Genomic DNA, 14,995 nt, shown 5'->3' on the forward strand with positions numbered 1-14,995 from the left:
CCCGGCCTGGATTTGAACCAGGATAAAGAGCGATGCATCGCCCTCGCGTAGACACTTCCGCCACCGGGCCGCGGCGATCATTACTGATCGGGGTGCGACAAGCCACCTCAGGCAGACGTTATGCTTAACGGATCCACGAAGCTCAACGGACCAACGGCGGCCGCGCGACGAACGTCATGCGCCAGCTATTGTGGCCGATATTGCGGTGAGCGCGCTGGACCGTGAAGCCGGCTGTCTTGAGCTTGGCGGTGATCTGCTCCTCACTGTAGCGCTGCAGCCCGATGCGCGTGCGCAGCTGACGGTAATCCGACAATGCGGTGCTGATCAGCCCGATCAGCGCATCTTTCAAAAAGCCGTGACGAAGGCCGAAGCTGAGCAGCGCTGTGACGTCCCTGAACATGCCGACATTGGGCTGGAGGATGTCGCCGAGCACCAGCTTGCCGGAGGGCTTCAGGATGCGGCGGAAGTTGAGGAGCGCTGCGTCGAGCTCGTCCGGCGCCATGTATTGCGCGACCGAGTTCATCACGACGAGATCGATCGACTGCTCCTGCATGTTGTGGACGTCGTCGAGCGACCGGACGCGGATTTTCGTGTTCGGGGCAAACCGCGAGATCAACCGGCCGCGCACGCCGGGCGCGGGCTCGGCGAGGATCAACTTGCCGCAGGCCGCTGCGACCTGGCTAGCCGACAGCGCCTCGCCGCAGGCATAGTCGAGCACGGTCGCCTCGGGCGAGGAGATGTAGCCGATGATGTCCCGCGCGATGATCTGGAAGTGCAAGTCGCGATGCAGCTTGCTGACATAGATCGTATGCGTCGAGTCGTAGTAATCGATCCAATCGTCCATGGTCGTCGAGGGCCCCCCCCAAACGGTTCCGCTGCAGGAACCGGCGCTGCCCGCCTGCGTTAGGGGTGCGGCGGCGCGCCGTCAATGTCTGCGTCCTAACAGGAAGGTTTCCCGTGAGCAAAGCCCCACAAAAGGTCTCGCCCGACCTCGACACTCCCACCGATCTTTCGTCCCAGGCCGTCAACAAGGTTTCGGAGGCGCTCAACGTCCTTCTGGCCGACGCCTTCGCGCTGTATCTAAAGACCAAGAATTTCCACTGGCACATCAGCGGCCGGCATTTCCGCGATTATCATCTGCTGCTCGACGAACAGTCCGACCAGATCTTCGCCACCACCGACCAGCTCGCCGAGCGCGTCCGCAAGATCGGCGGCACCACGCTGAAATCGATCGGGCAGATCGCCAAGCTCCAGACCATCAAGGACAACAACGAAGACTATGTCCCGCCCCGCGAGATGCTGCGCGAGCTGATGCAGGACAACAAGCATGTCGCCGCGGCAATGCGCAAGGCGCACGAGGTCTGCGACGACGCCGGTGACGTCGCCAGCGCCAGCATCCTCGAAAACTTCATCGACGAGACCGAGCGCCGCACCTGGTTCCTGTTCGAAGCCACAAGACAGGAAGGCGGCAACGAGGCGTAGGGGCACGCTGGATTGCTTCCACGTCGTCGTCCCGGCGTAGGCCGGGACCCATACCCCCAGGGAGAAGTTGTGGCGCGAGATGCGCAATAGCGAATCTTCGCCAAACTACCTTTCGTGGCTACGGGTCCCGGCCTTCGCCGGGACGACGGCGGTGTGTGGTTAGCTTTCGCGACTCATGGCCGCCACAACCGCATCAACGCCCCGTTCTTGCCCGTCACCGGATCGGCCGGCGGCAGCGCGACGTTTGGAATCGTCTTCACCGCTTTCGCGTGGTTCTCCGGCGTTGCGCGAGTGACTTCCATCTTCGCACCCGGCGGATAGGCGCCGATCACGCAGAAATCCGCGCTGGCCTTGATGCGTTGGTGACCTGTGCCGGCGGGTAGGATCGCGACGTCGCCGGCCTTGATCTCCAGCTCCTGGCCATGGTCGCCGCCGAAGCGCACGCGCGCGCTGCCACGCGCAACGCCGAGCACCTCGTGCACCGTCGCATGATAATGCAGATAGTCGAAGACGCCATTGCGCCACGTGCCGCCCCAGCCGTTCGCTTCGAACAAGCGTTCGATCGTCTCTTCCGGCTGTCTGGAATCAAGCTTCACCGCGGCCTGGTAGACCAGGAAGGGGAGGATATTGTTCGGCACGAGCCCGTCATCCTCGAACACGATGGCGAGCGGCTCGGCATTGTCGCGGACGATAGACATAAGAGGCTCCTGCGTGAGCGTAGCAGGGATCAACGAAGGGAGCTGAGCGGCGTTCCTTTGACGAAAAAAGCCCGGGACTAGGCCCGGGCTCTTTGTCATGACGTTAGTTGCGAAAGAGCGCGCGCCTTACGCGCTCTTCTTCTGCCGCATGAGATCCGCAAAACGCTGGAACAGATAGTGCGAGTCGCGCGGACCCGGTGAAGCCTCGGGGTGGTACTGCACCGAGAACACCGGCTTGCCGTCGAGCTGGATGCCGCAATTGGAGCCGTCGAACAGCGAGATGTGGGTCTGGGTTGCGCCGGTCGGCAGGGTGCTCTCGTCCACGGCAAAGCCGTGGTTCATCGAGGTGATCTCGACCTTGCCGGTGGTCTCGTCCTTCACGGGATGATTGGCGCCGTGATGGCCCTGGTGCATCTTCTTGGTCTTGGCGCCCACGGCGAGGCCGAGCATCTGGTGGCCGAGACAAATTCCGAAAGTCGGCGTGCCCGACTTGATCACGTCCTGGATCACGGGCACGGCATATTTGCCGGTCGCGGCCGGATCGCCGGGACCGTTCGACAGGAACACGCCGTCCGGTTTCATCGCCAGGATGTCCTCGGATGACGTCGTTGCCGGCACCACCGTCACCTTGCAACCGACGCCGGCGAGCAGGCGCAGAATGTTGCGCTTGATGCCGTAGTCGATGGCGACCACGTTGAACTCAGGCTTGTCCTGACGGCCAAAGCCCTTCTCCCAGAGCCAGGGCGTCTCGTCCCAGGTGAAGCGCTGGCCCGAGGTGACCATCGGCACCAGATCCATGCCCTCGAGGCCCGGCCATTCGCGCGCTTCTTCCTTCAGGCCGTGCAGGTCGAACTCGCCATCCCTGGCGTGCGCGATCACGGCGTTGGGCATGCCCTTGTTGCGGATCAGCGCGGTCAGCGCGCGGGTGTCGATACCGGAGAGGCCGATGATGCCGCGGGCCTTCAGCCACTGGTCGAGATGCTTGGTGGCGCGGTAGTTCGAGGGATCTGTGATCGCGGTGCGCAGGATCACGCCGCGCGCGCCGGGCGTTGCGGCCATGTTCACCGTCTCGATGTCGTCGTCATTGGTGCCGACATTGCCGATATGGGGGAACGTGAAGGTGATGAGCTGGCCGGCATAGGAGGGATCGGTGAGGATCTCCTCATAGCCGGTCATGGCGGTGTTGAAGCAGACCTCGCCGACGGCTTGGCCTTCGGCGCCAAGGCCAAAGCCTTCCAGCACCGTGCCATCGGCAAGCACCAACAGCGCGGTCGGTTTGTGGTCCGGCCAGGCGGGATCGTTATCATGTTGTGTCATGAGCCCGGTTCATAGTCTCCGCGGGCGCCGACGTCAAAGCGGAGATGCGCCGATTCACATGCGTTTTTGCATATTTGACAGGTCGCCTTGGGCCCCTAAGCTCCGCGGCATAATTTCCGGCAAGTTCCGGGGCTTGGGAGGCAATAATGGACCAGACGACGCCGATTCTGCTGGTTCCGGGATTAGCTTCCTCGGCCCGGATCTATGCACCAGTCATCCCGTCGCTCTGGCGGTTCGGCCCGGTGATGGTCGCCAACCATATTCGCGACGACAGCATGGCGGCGATCGCCCACCGGGTCCTGAGCGAGGCGCCGCCGCGCTTCGCGCTCGCCGGCCATTCCATGGGCGGCTACATCGCGCTCGAGATCATGCGCCAGGCGCCCGAGCGGGTAGCAAAGCTGGCGCTGATCAACACTCAGGCGCGGCCCGACACGGAGGAGGCGACCGCGCGCCGGCGCGGCCTGATGGAGCGGGCCAGGCGCGGCGAGCTGCGTGCCGCGCGCGAGGAGATGTTTCCCGAACTGGTGCATCCGTCGCGCCGCGACGATGCCGGTATTCGCCAGCTCGTGCATGAGCAGGGCGAGGACGTCGGCGTCGAAGGCTATCTGCGACAGCAGACCGCGATCATCGCGCGGATAGATTCACGGCCGACGCTTGCGACGATCAAGTGCCCAACGTTGGTGCTGACGGGCGATGCGGACAACACGATACCCAACGCATTCTCGAAGGAGATGGCGGAGGGCATCGCCGGTGCAAGGCTCGTCGTTCTGGAGGATTGCGGACACCTGCCGCAGCCGGAGCAGCCCGCGGCGACGGTGCGGGCGCTGGTCGAATGGCTGGGAACCCCGGTTGTCTCAGGGCCGTGAACGGCCTAGATCAGGCCTCGGATATTCTAGGAGAGCACGACCATGCTGCGCGACGACATCAACAATGCGGTCAAGGAGGCCATGAAGGCCAAGGAAGAGCGCAAGCTGTCCACGCTGCGCATGGTCAATTCGACCATCAAGAACGCCGACATCGAGGCGCGCGGCAGCGGCAAGCCGCCGCTCTCGGACGCGGACCTGCTCGGCGTGTTTCAGAAGATGATCAAGCAACGCCAGGAATCGGTCGAGCTCTACGAGAAGGGCGGCCGTGCCGAGCTCGCGGCGCAGGAGCGCGAGGAGATCGCGGTGATCTCGGCGTATCTGCCGAAGCAGATGTCGGACGACGACGTCAAGAAGGCGATCTCGGACGCGGTCGCCGAGACCGGCGCGGCCGGCATGAAGGACATGGGCAAGGTGATCGCCGTGCTGAAGACGAAGTACGCCGGCCAGATGGATTTCGGCAAGGCGTCCGGTTTGGTGAAGGCTGCTCTGACGGGCTAGTTCTTGCCCTCTCCCCTTGTGGGAGAGGGTGGATCGCCGCGTAAGCGGCGAGACGGGTGAGGGGTCTCTCTCCGCGTGTACCACTCTCACGACAAGAATTTGCCGATAGAAACCCCTCATCCGGCGCTTCGCGCCACCTTCTCCCGCAAGGGGAGAAGGTGCACCTTTGATGCGGCGCCCGTTCGGTCTACTCTCTCCCAATAGACAAATCGGGAGCAACCGATGACAGGCACCATCAAGCCGTTTCGCATCGCCATCAGCGACGACATTCTCACCGACCTCAAATCGCGCCTCGCCCGCACGCGCTGGCCGGAGGCGGAGCTCGTCTCCGACTGGAGCCAGGGTGCGCCGCTGAAATGGATTCAGGAGATCTGCGGCTATTGGGCCGATGGCTACGACTGGCGCGCGCGCGAGGCAAAACTCAACCGCTTCGAGCAGTTCACCACCGAGATCGACGGGCTCGAGATCCACTTCCTGCATGCGCGCTCGAAGGAGCCGTCGGCGCTGCCGCTGATCATCACCCATGGCTGGCCCGGCTCGATCGTCGAATTCCAGAAGGTGATCGCGCCGCTGGTCGATCCTGTCGCGCATGGCGGCAATCCCGCCGATGCTTTCCACGTCGTCTGTCCGTCGCTGCCGGGCTTTGGGTTCTCCGGCAAGCCGAACACCACCGGCTGGGGCGTCGATCGTATCGCCGCGACCTGGGCCAAGCTGATGGACCGGCTCGGCTATATCAGTTATGGCGCGCAGGGCGGCGACTGGGGCTCGGCGGTGACGACCTCGCTTGGCATGCAGGACGGCGAGCATTGCGCCGGCATCCACATCACGCTCGCCTTCAACGCCGCGCCGAAAGTCGAAGGCGAACCGACACCGGAAGAGAAGCGCGCGCTCGCCGGCCTCAAGCACTACGTCGACCTCGACTCCGGCTATTCGAAGCAGCAATCGACGCGGCCGCAGACACTCGGTTACGCTCTGACGGATTCGCCGAGCGGACAGGCGGCCTGGATTCTGGAAAAATTCTGGGCCTGGACCGACTGCGACGGTCATCCCGAGAACATCTTCACCAAGGACGAGCTGCTCGACAACGTCATGCTCTACTGGGCGACGGAGACCGCGACCTCGTCGGCGCGGCTCTATTGGGAAAGCTTCGGCAAGCGCCGGACCTCGCCGGTCGTCAAGGTGCCGACGGGCGTGGCTGTCTTCCCCAAGGAGATCATCACGCCGGTGCGGCGCTGGATGGAGCCGAACTTCCGCAACATCACGCATTGGAGCGAGATGAAGAAGGGAGGCCATTTCGCCGCATTCGAGCAGCCAGAGCTGTATGTCGGCGAGGTCAGGAAATTTTTCGCGACCGTGCGGTAGCCACAGCCGTCATGCCCGGGCTTGTCCCGGGCATCCACGTCCTTAAACTGGGGCCAAACAAGAACGTGGATGGCCGGAACAAGTCCGGCCATGACGCCGAGATCGTGGAAACGCCCGCAGCCATGCTCACCGAAGCCAACACCTATGACGAACTCTACAGCAATTTCCGCTGGGAGATCCCGGCGCGCTTCAATATGGCGGAGGCCTGCTGCGATCGCCACGCCGACGGCACCGGCCGGCTCGCGTTGGTCTATGTCGACGAGAACGGCGCCATCACGCGCACATCCTTCGACCAAGTTGCGGAGATGTCGCGCCGCTTCGCCAATGTGCTGAAGGCAGATGGTCTTGCCCGCGGCGACCGCGTCGCGGTGTTCCTGTCGCAGTCGCTTGAGCTGCCGATCGCGCACATGGCCGCGTTCCGTTCGGCGATGATCTCTATTCCGCTGTTCGCGCTGTTCGGCGAAGACGCGCTGGAATTCCGTCTGTCGAACTCGCAGGCCAAGGCGATCGTCACCGACAAGGCGGGCTGGGAGAAGCTTTCGAAGATTCGCGACCGTCTGCCGGAGCTCAAGAATGTCTACATCGTTGGCGAACGAACGCCGGCGGGCACGACATCGTTCTGGAATTCCATCAAGGCTGCATCGCCCGAGTTCAGGCTGGTGGACACGTCTGCGGACGATCCGGCGCTGGTCATCTACACTTCGGGCACGACGGGCAATCCGAAGGGCGCGCTGCACGCCCACCGCGTCGTGCTCGGACATCTCCCCAATGTCGAGATGTGCCACAACTTCCTGCCCCGCCCCGGCGATCTGATGTGGACGCCGGCGGATTGGGCCTGGATCGGTGGCCTCATCAACGGCCTGTTCGCGTTCTGGTATCACGGCATTCCCCTGGTCGGCCACCGCGCGCGAAAGTTCGAGCCGCAAGCGGCGATGGAGATGATGGCCGATCTCGGCGTGCGCAATGTCTTCCTGCCGCCGACCGCGCTGAAGCTGATGCGGCAGGCCGGCGTGACGCATCCGGGCGTCAAGCTGCGCAGCATCTTTACCGGCGGCGAGTCCCTCGGCGGCGAGCTGCTCGGCTGGGTGCGCGAAACTTTCGGCATCGACGCGCATGAGGTGTTTGGCCAGACCGAATGCAATCTCGTGATCGGCAGCAACGCGAATCTGTTTCCGATCCGCCCCGGTTCGATGGGCAAGGCGACGCCGGGTTTCGATGTCCGCATCGTCAACGACAGAGGCGAGGAGCAGCCACGTGGCCAGCGCGGCATCATCGGCGTGCGCCAACCCTGTCCCTGCACGATGCTGGAATACTGGCGCAATCCGGAGGCGACAGCGAAGAAATATGCCGGCGAGTTCCTGCTCACCGGCGATCTCGGCATCCAGGACGAGGACGGTTACTTCTGGTACGTGAGCCGCGAGGACGACGTCATCACCACCGCCGGTTATCGCGTCGGTCCGTCCGAGATCGAGCACACGCTGATGAAGCATCCGGCGGTGGCGATGGCGGCGGTGGTCGGCATCCCCGATCCGATCCGCACCGAATCGATCAAGGCCTGGATCGTGCTGCGCCCGGGCTTCGCCGCCGGCGACGCACTCGCGCGCGAGATCCAGGAGTTCGTCAAGGTGCAGCTCGCCGCCCACGAATACCCGCGCTTCGTGGAGTTCGCGGAGACATTGCCGATGACCGCCACCGGAAAGGTGCTGCGGCGCGAGCTGCGAGCGCTCGGGTAGAGCACATCGTCATCTCACCGCTGCGGCGTCGACAGCGTGGACCGCAGCATTGCGGCGAGGTCTCGCCGCCGGAACGGCTTGGTCAGGATGCGGGCATCGCCTACCCCGTCGGGCGCCTTGACCGGATTTTGGCTGTAGCCGGAGGTGAAGAGCACCTTGAGCCCGGGCCGCAATTGGATTGCTTGCCTGGCAAGCTCCGGCCCGAACATGCCGCCGGGTATTACGACGTCGGTGAACAGCAGGTCGATGTCCGCGGACTGGCGCAACACGTCGAGCGCCGCCGGGCCGCTTGCGGCCGTGATGACGCGGTAGCCGAGCGTCTTCAGCTCGCTTTCGACATAAGTCCGAACCATGTCGTCGTCCTCGACGACGAGAATGGTCTCGCTTCCTTCGCGCGTGACGGTCCCTTCGGCGGGTGAGGCGTCCTCGTTTGGCGGTGTCGCCAGGCGGGGAAAGAACAGCCTGACGGTGCTGCCTTGCCTCGGTGCGGACTGCATCTGCACCAGGCCGCCGGACTGGCGCACAAACCCGTAGACCATGCTCAGGCCGAGCCCGGTTCCCTTGCCGACCTCCTTCGTGGTGAAGAACGGCTCGAACGCCCGGCTCGCCACCTCGGCGGTCATGCCGCTGCCGGTGTCGGTCACGGCCACCATGACATAGTCGCCCGGTCGCGGCTCGCCGTTGATGTCCAAGTCGGATTCACCGAGCGAGACGTTGCGCGCCTCGATGGTCAGCCTGCCGCCCAACTGCATGACATCGCGCGCGTTGAGCACGAGATTGAGCAGCGCAGTCGTTAGCTGGCCGGGATCGATGCTGATCAACCACAGGTCCGGTGCGAGCGCGAAGGTGCATTCGATGTGCTCGCCCAAGGGGCGGCGCAACAAGTGCTCCATCTCCCTAAGCTTCTCGCCGACGTCGATCTCTCGCGGCCTCAGGGGCTGCTTGCGCGCGAAGGCGAGCAGGCTCCGCGTCAGGTCGGAGCCGCGCTCGGCGGCTGTTGCGATGTCGCCGGCGATCCGGTGCAACTCCTTGTTTCCCGCCAGCCTGTCGGCAAGGTGCTCCGAATTGCCGAGAATGACGGTGAGGAGATTGTTGAAGTCATGTGCCACGCCGCCGGTGAGCTGGCCCATGGCCTCCATTTTCTGGGATTGGCTGAGCTTCTGGTTGAGGTCCGCGATGGCCGCGCGTTGCTGCTCGAGCGACTCGGCGGTGCCATTGAGCAGGGTCATCAATCCACCCAGCTCGCCGCGCGGATGGGGAGGGGGAATTCGCGCGCTGAGATCGCCGAGCCCGAGTCTCTTCGCCATGTTGGCGAGCCGCCCGACCTGGCGGCCGACGCTCACGGTCGCGAGGATCCATACACCGGCGAGCAGCAGCAGCAAGGCCACCGCGAGGATCGCCATGTCCTCGTAGAGCCGGCGATTCGCCGCCGCGACCAGTCCGTCCTTGGACCGTCCGACCAGGATGAAGAGGCCGGCATCACGGATCGAAGGCGAGTGGGCGACGGCCCAGACCTGCGTGCGGCCGTCGCGATCGGTCACTTCCTGAAATGCCTTTTGATCGGGAGCCGTCGCGAAGCGGAGCAGGTCGGATCCCGCAATCGACGCGCCCACGGGCGCGGTCCAGCCGGCTGTCGAGGGGGCAACGAGAACGGTGCCCTTGGCGTCGATGAGCAGGACATCCTTCTCGGCGAGCAGCCGCTTGTGGTGATACTCGGCGAATTTGCGCAGGTTGAACGAGGCGAGCAGCACCAGCTTCAGCGCGCCCGCCTCCGATCGCACCGGATATGCGATCTGGAGCACCGATATTCCGGTCAGCCGGCCGAATACCGGCTCAACCACGACGCTGCGCGAGACCAGGGCCTGCTTGAAATAGGCGCGATCCCTCAGATCGAGGGTGCGGTTGGTCCGCAGCGAGTCGCAGAACAGGCTGCCGTCCGGGTCGATGGTCAGGATTCCCGTGAACTGAGGGTATTCCTCGCGCACGTCCGATAGAAACGCCGAGCATGCCGCCTTGTCGCGCGTGTCGAGATCGCGCGCGCGGGCCAGACCGTAGTGAAGCTGCGCGGTCCCTTGAATCTTCTCGCTCAGATCACTGGCAATGTCGTCGGCCGAGGCCGCCAGATTGGCCAGGGCGGCGTTGATTTCGCTGCTCCGGTTCTGCACGAAACGCAGCCCGACGAGGCTCGCCGGCACCAGCATGGCCGCGATGACGAGTATCAATAGCCGGGTACGCAAGCTCATCGGTCGGACGGTCCATTCTGGTCATCGCGCTGCTCGTTCAAGGACCAATTTGCGGCACCACCCTCCGCTCAGTCCATAGGCAACGGGCCGAAAAAGTCCTCGACGGGGAAAGATTTCGAGCTACGTGCAGCACGGATGAGCTTCTCGAAAGGAGCGCCGCCGACGGCGCGATGGCTTTCCCGGGTCTGCGCCGGCGGCCTCGGGATACCGTCGTCCGGCCGTCAACTCGCGCGTGCGCGCCGGCCGCGGGGACGCTAAGATCGAGGTCATCCGCGTGCGACGGAGATCGCACCGGCTAAGGAGGAGGAAGCTGATGTCCATTTCGGGCAAGGTCGATCCGGTGGTGCGTCCCGTCGTGGCGACCGACATCGCCGAGGCGCTGGTCGAGGGCCTGCGTGATTTCCAGGCGCTGCCGCTTTACGGCCTCTGCTTCGGTGCGCTCTACGCCGCCGGCGGCATTGCCATCATGCTGTGCTTCACCGCGTTCGGCATGGTCTATCTGGTCTATCCGCTGGCCGCCGGCTTCGCGCTGCTCGGGCCATTCGTGGCGATCGGGCTCTATGAAGTCAGCCGTCGCCGCGAGCGCGGCGAGCCCGTCTCGCCCGGCGCGATCTGGTCGGCCGTGCGCGCGCGCAGCGAGATCGGCTGGATGGCCTTCGTCACGCTGTTCGTCTTCGTGGTCTGGATGTATCAGGTGCGGCTTCTGATCGCGCTGCTGCTTGGCCTGCATGCCTCGTTCTCGAGCCTGCAGGAGTTCATGACGGTGGTGCTGACCACGAACGAGGGCTTGCTGTTCCTCGGCATCGGCAACGCGGTCGGCGCAGTGCTGTCGCTGATCCTGTTTTCGCTGACCGTGGTGTCGTTTCCGCTGCTCCTCGACCGCGAGGTCGATTTCGTCACGGCGATGGTGACAAGCGTGCGCGCGGTCGTCGCCAGCCCGCTGCCGATGATTGGCTGGGCCGCGGTGATCGTGATGGTCCTGATCGTCTCGGCGCTGCCGTATTTTCTGGGGCTGGTGGTGACGCTGCCCGTGCTCGGGCACGCGACCTGGCATCTTTATCGGCGGATCGTGGTGCCGGTGGTGTAACAGGACGCCGAACGCAACGGCAGCGAGCTATTCGCCCGTTGCCAGCCGGCGCTCGCCTGATGAGGTCAATTCGAGTTCACCGAGGCGCCTGATCGCATAACCGAGGTTGGTCAGCCGCTCGCCGTGCGCTTGCGGAATTTCGCCTTGCGCCTTGCCCTTGCCGATCTCGGCCAACGACGCAAATTCATCGGCGCTGAGCGCAACGCTGTTGTCTGTCATCAGGCAACCTCGTCGGTCCATACTTTGAAATTGAGCAGCTTATTCGGACCGAAGGTCTGGGTGATCGGGACGTCCGCGGCATCGCGTCCTTGCGCGATCAGCACGCGGCCGATCCGCGGCGTGTTGTTGCGGGGATCGAACATGTGCCAGCTTCCGCCGAGATAAGCCTCGAACCAGCCGGCGAAATCTCCCGCGGCCCAGGGCTTCGGCGTGCCGATGTCGCTAAGATAGCCGGTGCAGTAGCGCGCCGGGATGTTCATGCAGCGGCAGAACGCGATGGCAAGATGAGCATAGTCGCGGCACACACCCTTGCCTTCGTCGTAGACTTCCCGCGCCGTCTTGGTTGCGCGCGCGTGCTCATAGCCGAAGGCGATGTGACGATGAACGAAATCGCAGATGGCCTGGACCCGCGCCCAGCCGGGCTGAGTGTGCTCGAACAATTTCCATGCGATATCCGACAGGCGATCGGTCTCGCAGTAGCGACTGCCGAGCAGATAGACGAGCGTGTCGGTCGGCAGCGCCTCGACGGCGTGCTGAACTGCGTTCGGAAACGCCGGGTCGGGCAGGCCGCTGTCGCTCACGACCCCATCGCCGGCAAGGCGAAAGGTGCCGGCCGGCGCTACGATACGGCTGCACCAATTGCCGAAGAGGTCGCGATAGGGAGTGATCGGCACCGAGGGTCTCGTGGTCACCAGGTCGGGCACGATGACATCGGAGGCGCGGGTGAAGTGCGTGCCCAACACCATGATCATAGGCGTGGGTTGCGGGAATTCGTACAGCATCTCAAACCCGACGCGGAGCTTCATACGTTTTTCCCTTGGCTAAGCTCCCAACATGGCTACGAAGCGGCCGATCACAAGGCTTCGACGGCTTATTCGGTCGCGAACGGCAATTAGCGCTTCAAAAGCGCGGCACGGGCGAGAAAACGATAGCTAATTGCGGCGATTGCGCGCACGGTGCCGACAACGTCGGAAAGAACCTGTCGTCTCTGCGCATATGCAGCGCCACGACCATTCGCGCGACGTGAAGCGCCTCATTCCCTCGCACTGGCGGAGCCGACTCATCGCGACGTCGCAACAGCGGTCGTTGCGTATATTGCCCGCTCCGGCGGTGAGGCGGACGCGGCACGCCCGTGCCGCGGACGCCTGAAGGTTTCACCGCGATTCGATCATGAGATCGAACGCCAACCGAAAGCACCCGATGCAAACTCAACCGATGCAAGCTCTCTCGCCACGGCACGTCAAGACAGAAGAAGCGCTCCGGCTCGGCGTCGAGTCGGGCTGGTACGCGATCAAGGTCAGCGGGACCTTTGTCTCGGGCCCGCACGTTTCGGAAGCGGATTGCAGTCGCAAGATCGACGAAATCAATCCGCCGGTGAAGAAGAAGCGGTGACGGCGCAGGGTTCGTCCGCTACGGCGTCTTGATACCCATCGCCCTCAACGCTTCCAGCATCTGCGCCGGCGGCGCCATCTTGATCTGCGGCGCCTTGCCCGTTTCCAGCAGGCTCTTCAGCCCCGACAGGATTGCGGGCCAGCCGGTGCGGCCGCCGGAGAGGATGTCGTCGCTGAGCGGGCGGTCGTGACGTTCGCTCATGGTGAGGCGGACGGCCTCGCCGGCTTGTTCGATCTCGTAAGTGACAAGCGTGGTGCCGAGCTTTGCGACGAGGTCGGGCCAGTTGACGTTCCACGTCACCGTCAGCCTGTTCGGCGGATCGTATTCGAACATATCGCCCGAGATGTGTTCTGACCCGTCAGGCGCGCGCACGATGAATTTGCCGCCGAGTCTTGGCTCCATCTCAACCGCAAAGCCGGAAAAGTATTTGCGGCTGAACTCGGCGGAGGTCAGCGCCTCCCACACCTTCTCCGGCGTCGCGGCGATGTAAATCGTGTAGACGGTGAGCGGCTTGAACTGATCGAGGTTCATTTTGCATCGAATCCCTTGTTGAGGGCTGCGCGCGGAATGGCCAGCACTTTGCCGCTTTCCAGCAGGCTCTTGAGACCGGACAGGATCGCCGGCCAGCCGTTGGAAACGGCGCCGAGATATTTGCCGCCTTCGACGAAGCCGTCATGCAGCACGGTCAAACGCACGAGCGAGCCGAACGGTTCGATGGTGAACACGACGCGCGAGATCGGTTCGCCGCGCAGCTCTTCGTATTTCTGGTGCTTGAAGCTGTAGGACAACCGCCGCGGCGGATCGGCTTCGAGGATTTCGCCGGAATCGGTGGTCTCGCCGTCCAGCAGCAGCGCGAAAGGGGAGCCGATTTTCCAGTCGGACCTGACCTCGGCGCCGAACCAGTATTGCTTGGTGAACTCGCTTGATGTCAGTGCCTCCCACAGCCTCGTTGGCGTGGTCTCGATGTAGGTGACATAGACGAATTGCGGCTTACTCATCACGCTTCTCCAACTGGCGTTTCAACTCGCCGAGTGCGGCGAGCTTGCCGCGCTCGAATTTCTTGATCCAGCGCTCGCCGATCTGATGGATCGGAACCGGATTGAGATAGTGCAGCTTCTCGCGGCCGTGCCTGATGGTCGTGACCAGACTGGCCTGTTCCAGAATCGCAAGGTGCTTGGTCACCGCCTGGCGCGTCATCGCGAGGCCTTCGCAGAGCTCGGTCAGAGTCTGGCCGTTCCTGGTGTGAAGCCTGTCGAGCAGCGACCGTCGTGACGCATCGGCGAGCGCTTTGAAGACCTCATCCATGGCGACGACAATAGGCAACCAAATGGTTGCCTGTCAAGACGGTGATGCAGCGCGCGCGGCTCGTGTTCCCGCAGACACCGGAGATGAAGACGTGGGGGCTGCGGCGCTGGACGGACATTGAGGGCCATGCATTAATGCTCCAAACCGCTCTCAGCGAGTCCTCCCCATGATGTCTCTGCAAGCCTATCTCGCCTTCCTTGCCGCCTGCATCGCGCTGGCGCTGCTGCCGGGGCCGATCGTCACCCTCGTCATCGCCAACGGGCTGCGCCACGGCACGCGCGCGGCGCTGACCAATGTGGCCGGTGCGCAGGCCGGCCTCGCCATCGTCATCGGCATCGTCGCGGTCGGCCTGACCTCGCTGATGGCGACCATGGGCTACTGGTTCGACTGGGTGCGCTTTGCCGGCGCCGCCTATCTGGTCTGGCTCGGCATCAAGCTGATCTGGGCACCGGTCGAGGGCGTCAATGTCGACCAGCCGCCGGCGCCGCCGCGCGGCGGATTCTTCCTGCAAGGTTTCCTGGTGCTGCTGTCGAACCCGAAGGTGCTGGTGTTCTTCGGCGCCTTCATCCCGCAGTTCATGGACATGAACCGCGACCACTTCCCGCAGGTCGCGCTGCTGGGCGCAACCTTCATGGTCACCGCGGTGATGACGGACGCGCTCTACGCCATCGCCGCCGGACGGGCCCGAAAGTTCTTCTCGGCTCGCCGCACCCGCATGATGTCGCGCATCTCCGGCGGCTTCATGATCGGCGGCGGCATCTGGCTGGCGCTGACCAGGGCAAAATAACCGCCA

Annotated in this window: 17 protein-coding genes; 8 read left to right on the forward strand and 9 right to left on the reverse strand. The window is 64.0% G+C overall.

What is annotated here, in order from left to right:
• Positions 1 to 142 precede the first annotated feature (142 nt).
• On the reverse strand, positions 143 to 844 hold the full coding sequence (locus tag AC0L20_RS07785) for a class I SAM-dependent methyltransferase (RefSeq protein WP_473288060.1): 702 nt from the start codon (positions 842 to 844) through the stop codon (positions 143 to 145).
• Between the two features lie 113 nt (positions 845 to 957).
• Between AC0L20_RS07785 and AC0L20_RS07790 the strand changes: the two genes are divergently transcribed.
• Positions 958 to 1,482, forward strand: a complete 525-nt coding sequence (locus AC0L20_RS07790; RefSeq protein WP_473288061.1) for a Dps family protein — start codon at positions 958 to 960, stop codon at positions 1,480 to 1,482.
• A 173-nt stretch (positions 1,483 to 1,655) separates the two neighbouring features.
• On the opposite strand, the gene AC0L20_RS07795 is transcribed toward AC0L20_RS07790, so the two are convergent.
• Together AC0L20_RS07795 and carA are read right to left on the reverse strand one after the other, a co-directional pair.
• Complete coding sequence (locus AC0L20_RS07795; RefSeq protein ID WP_473288062.1) at positions 1,656 to 2,180, reverse strand: hypothetical protein; 525 nt, start codon at positions 2,178 to 2,180, stop codon at positions 1,656 to 1,658.
• Positions 2,181 to 2,306: 126 nt separating this feature from the next.
• Positions 2,307 to 3,497 carry a glutamine-hydrolyzing carbamoyl-phosphate synthase small subunit gene (carA, locus tag AC0L20_RS07800; protein ID WP_473288063.1) on the reverse strand — a complete coding sequence of 397 codons (1,191 nt, stop codon included), beginning with the start codon at positions 3,495 to 3,497 and terminating at the stop codon, positions 2,307 to 2,309.
• A gap of 146 nt (positions 3,498 to 3,643) precedes the next feature.
• Here carA and AC0L20_RS07805 point away from each other — a divergent pair, with 146 nt between their 5' ends.
• From AC0L20_RS07805 to AC0L20_RS07820, 4 genes are all read left to right on the forward strand, one after another.
• On the forward strand, positions 3,644 to 4,363 hold the full coding sequence (locus AC0L20_RS07805; protein WP_473288064.1) for an alpha/beta fold hydrolase: 720 nt from the start codon (positions 3,644 to 3,646) through the stop codon (positions 4,361 to 4,363).
• 42 nt (positions 4,364 to 4,405) lie between these two features.
• Entirely contained in the window at positions 4,406 to 4,861 is a 456-nt protein-coding gene (locus AC0L20_RS07810; protein WP_473288065.1) for a GatB/YqeY domain-containing protein, read from the forward strand.
• Between the two features lie 222 nt (positions 4,862 to 5,083).
• Positions 5,084 to 6,223, forward strand: a complete 1,140-nt coding sequence (locus AC0L20_RS07815) for an epoxide hydrolase family protein (RefSeq protein WP_473288066.1) — start codon at positions 5,084 to 5,086, stop codon at positions 6,221 to 6,223.
• 122 nt (positions 6,224 to 6,345) lie between these two features.
• Positions 6,346 to 7,956: an acyl-CoA synthetase gene (locus AC0L20_RS07820; protein WP_473288201.1), complete on the forward strand. Its 1,611-nt coding sequence runs from the start codon at positions 6,346 to 6,348 to the stop codon at positions 7,954 to 7,956.
• 14 nt (positions 7,957 to 7,970) lie between these two features.
• Here AC0L20_RS07820 and AC0L20_RS07825 read toward each other — a convergent pair whose 3' ends face one another.
• Positions 7,971 to 10,199 carry an ATP-binding protein gene (locus AC0L20_RS07825; RefSeq protein WP_473288067.1) on the reverse strand — a complete coding sequence of 743 codons (2,229 nt, stop codon included), beginning with the start codon at positions 10,197 to 10,199 and terminating at the stop codon, positions 7,971 to 7,973.
• 313 nt (positions 10,200 to 10,512) lie between these two features.
• Between AC0L20_RS07825 and AC0L20_RS07830 the strand changes: the two genes are divergently transcribed.
• Positions 10,513 to 11,286, forward strand: coding sequence for a DUF2189 domain-containing protein (locus AC0L20_RS07830; RefSeq protein ID WP_473288069.1), 774 nt, complete (start codon positions 10,513 to 10,515; stop codon positions 11,284 to 11,286).
• Positions 11,287 to 11,313: 27 nt separating this feature from the next.
• Here AC0L20_RS07830 and AC0L20_RS07835 read toward each other — a convergent pair whose 3' ends face one another.
• Both AC0L20_RS07835 and AC0L20_RS07840 read right to left on the reverse strand, forming a co-directional pair.
• Entirely contained in the window at positions 11,314 to 11,505 is a 192-nt protein-coding gene (locus AC0L20_RS07835) for a hypothetical protein (RefSeq protein ID WP_354208102.1), read from the reverse strand.
• Positions 11,505 to 12,311: a transglutaminase-like domain-containing protein gene (locus AC0L20_RS07840; RefSeq protein WP_473288070.1), complete on the reverse strand. Its 807-nt coding sequence runs from the start codon at positions 12,309 to 12,311 to the stop codon at positions 11,505 to 11,507. Before AC0L20_RS07840 ends, AC0L20_RS07835 begins: the two co-directional genes overlap by 1 nt.
• A 409-nt stretch (positions 12,312 to 12,720) precedes the next feature.
• Between AC0L20_RS07840 and AC0L20_RS07845 the strand changes: the two genes are divergently transcribed.
• The gene (locus tag AC0L20_RS07845) at positions 12,721 to 12,897 is read left to right on the forward strand and encodes a hypothetical protein (protein ID WP_197031093.1); all 177 of its coding nucleotides are present in this window, start codon (positions 12,721 to 12,723) and stop codon (positions 12,895 to 12,897) included.
• Positions 12,898 to 12,915: 18 nt separating this feature from the next.
• Here the strand turns inward: AC0L20_RS07845 and AC0L20_RS07850 are convergent, their stop codons facing one another.
• Genes AC0L20_RS07850 through AC0L20_RS07860 form a run of 3 tightly spaced genes read right to left on the reverse strand, consistent with a single transcriptional unit; the run spans position 12,916 to position 14,202 of the window.
• Positions 12,916 to 13,428, reverse strand: coding sequence for an SRPBCC family protein (locus tag AC0L20_RS07850; protein ID WP_473288071.1), 513 nt, complete (start codon positions 13,426 to 13,428; stop codon positions 12,916 to 12,918).
• Complete coding sequence (locus AC0L20_RS07855) at positions 13,425 to 13,895, reverse strand: SRPBCC family protein (RefSeq protein WP_473288072.1); 471 nt, start codon at positions 13,893 to 13,895, stop codon at positions 13,425 to 13,427. The genes AC0L20_RS07850 and AC0L20_RS07855 overlap by 4 nt, the downstream gene beginning before the upstream one ends.
• Positions 13,888 to 14,202 (reverse strand): ArsR/SmtB family transcription factor, encoded by a 315-nt coding sequence (locus AC0L20_RS07860; RefSeq protein WP_473288202.1) that lies wholly within the window; start codon positions 14,200 to 14,202, stop codon positions 13,888 to 13,890. The genes AC0L20_RS07855 and AC0L20_RS07860 overlap by 8 nt, the downstream gene beginning before the upstream one ends.
• A 166-nt stretch (positions 14,203 to 14,368) precedes the next feature.
• On the opposite strand from AC0L20_RS07860, the gene AC0L20_RS07865 reads away from it, so the two are divergent.
• Entirely contained in the window at positions 14,369 to 14,989 is a 621-nt protein-coding gene (locus AC0L20_RS07865) for a LysE family translocator (protein WP_081747781.1), read from the forward strand.
• Positions 14,990 to 14,995 lie beyond the last annotated feature (6 nt).

The sequence above is a fragment of the Bradyrhizobium sp. Kon58 genome, assembly GCF_055807455.1.